This window comes from Oribacterium sinus (assembly GCF_014202695.1).
In the GTDB taxonomy this organism is placed as follows: Bacteria; Bacillota; Clostridia; order Lachnospirales; family Lachnospiraceae; genus Oribacterium; species Oribacterium sinus.
Window position 1 is genome coordinate 1 of record NZ_JACHHH010000024.1, and the last position, 1,627, is coordinate 1,627.

At 41.5% G+C, this 1,627-nt stretch carries 1 protein-coding gene; it reads left to right on the forward strand.

Annotated features, from left to right (window positions below; genetic code table 11):
- The first annotated feature begins 573 nt into the window (after positions 1-573).
- The gene (locus tag HNQ46_RS11955; RefSeq protein ID WP_183684880.1) at positions 574-1,098 is read left to right on the forward strand and encodes a replication/maintenance protein RepL; all 525 of its coding nucleotides are present in this window, start codon (positions 574-576) and stop codon (positions 1,096-1,098) included.
- Positions 1,099-1,627: the final 529 nt, after the last annotated feature.

Below are 1,627 nucleotides of genomic sequence, written 5' to 3' on the forward strand. Positions count from 1 at the left end.
TTATCTGTGTACAAAAAAGTAGTAGTGCGATTTCAAAAATGCACGCTGACTTTTTGCCTAAAATACCCCCCAACTGGCTTTCGCCACCGCCCCCCGGGGGCGGTTCAAACCCTCTGGGCTTAATTAGCTCCGTCGGTAAGCCATAAAAGGCACATAGCCCACGCAGTCAAGGGCGAAGCCGACGGAGTCGGTGCTCCGCACCCTTGACTAGCGTTAGGGCTGAATGTGCCATGGCTTACTTACCGACGGGCTTAATTAGCTCCAGAGGTCGTGCTGTCGGCACGAGCCGACTAGGGGGATTTAAGGGGGGAAAATCCCCCCTTTCACGCACTAGCCTCCCTCTGGTCGGTGCGTTCATAGAAGATATAAGAGTAAAAACACTCAAAAATAGGTCTACATCCAGTATTTTCAAGGCTTTACACGATTTTAGGTTTTATCACCAGCTGTGATAACTAGTTTTATCACCAGCTATGATAAAACCCCTTGTATTCTATTATCATTTGTGATAAAAGTTTTATCATGAATGATAAATGTATTTATCACGGTATGATAAATAACAAGGGGGATATTTCAATGCCAGTAGTCGTATCAGAACCAAAGAATTTGAATGATGTGTCTTTTAAACAGCGAGCAATGGATTTAATTGCTAAAGAACAAGAAGAGCTGGAAGAATTAAAACGACAAAAGAAAAGCCCTTTCGCAAGGTTTTATCAAGTAAACAAAGATAATTCAGAATATCTCAGAAGCTGTCTAAAAGAAAACCCAAAGGCTCTACAAGTGCTGTTTTTTATATTTGACCACATGGATAAATATAACGCTGTAGTATGTTCTTACAAGGTCTTTCAAGACGCTTTGGATATGGGTCAAGCAACTGTTGCAAGGTCAATTAAGTATCTCAAAGAACATGGCTTTTTATATGTCTACAAAACAGGCTCCAGTAATGTCTATGTTGCCAATAAAGACCTTGTATGGAATTCTTGGGGAAACAATAGGGAATACTGCGAGTTTCCAGCCAATATAGTTTTAACTGCTTCAGAGCAAGAGGAACGCTCTAAAATCAAAGACAAACGCATCACAACGATAGAAGTTAAGGACTAACCCCTTAAATACCTTTAAAACGCAAAAAACAGCCCTTAGAAGCCCTTTAATGTGTTCGTGCAAGAAAAAGTACCCTAATGCACAAAAAACGCATTCTAGGGCTTTTTTTCGTCCTGGCATTTATCCCGGGAAAACCAAAATCCAATTGAGGCAGGAATAGGACGGCTACCCCGTCCGCCTAAATGGCTGCGGGCAAAGCCCACAGCCTGACTTTTTCTTGTGGCTACAAAATGGCTTTTTTGAAAAAGTCGTGGCTACAAAAATGCAAAAATGCCTTATAAATCCACTGTATAAGCGAGTTTTTCGGTAGCTACAAAAAACAAAAACGGATCACCTTGCCTGTACATATCAATATTTGCTAAGTACTCAGTAGAGTACTTAGCCTATTATGTGTATGTGCATGTATATATCTCCAAGCAAGTGGCAGAGCCGTTTTATCTGTGTACAAAAAAGTAGTAGTGCGATTTCAAAAATGCACGCTGACTTTTTGCCTAAAATACCCCCCAACTGGCTTTCGCCACCGCCCCCC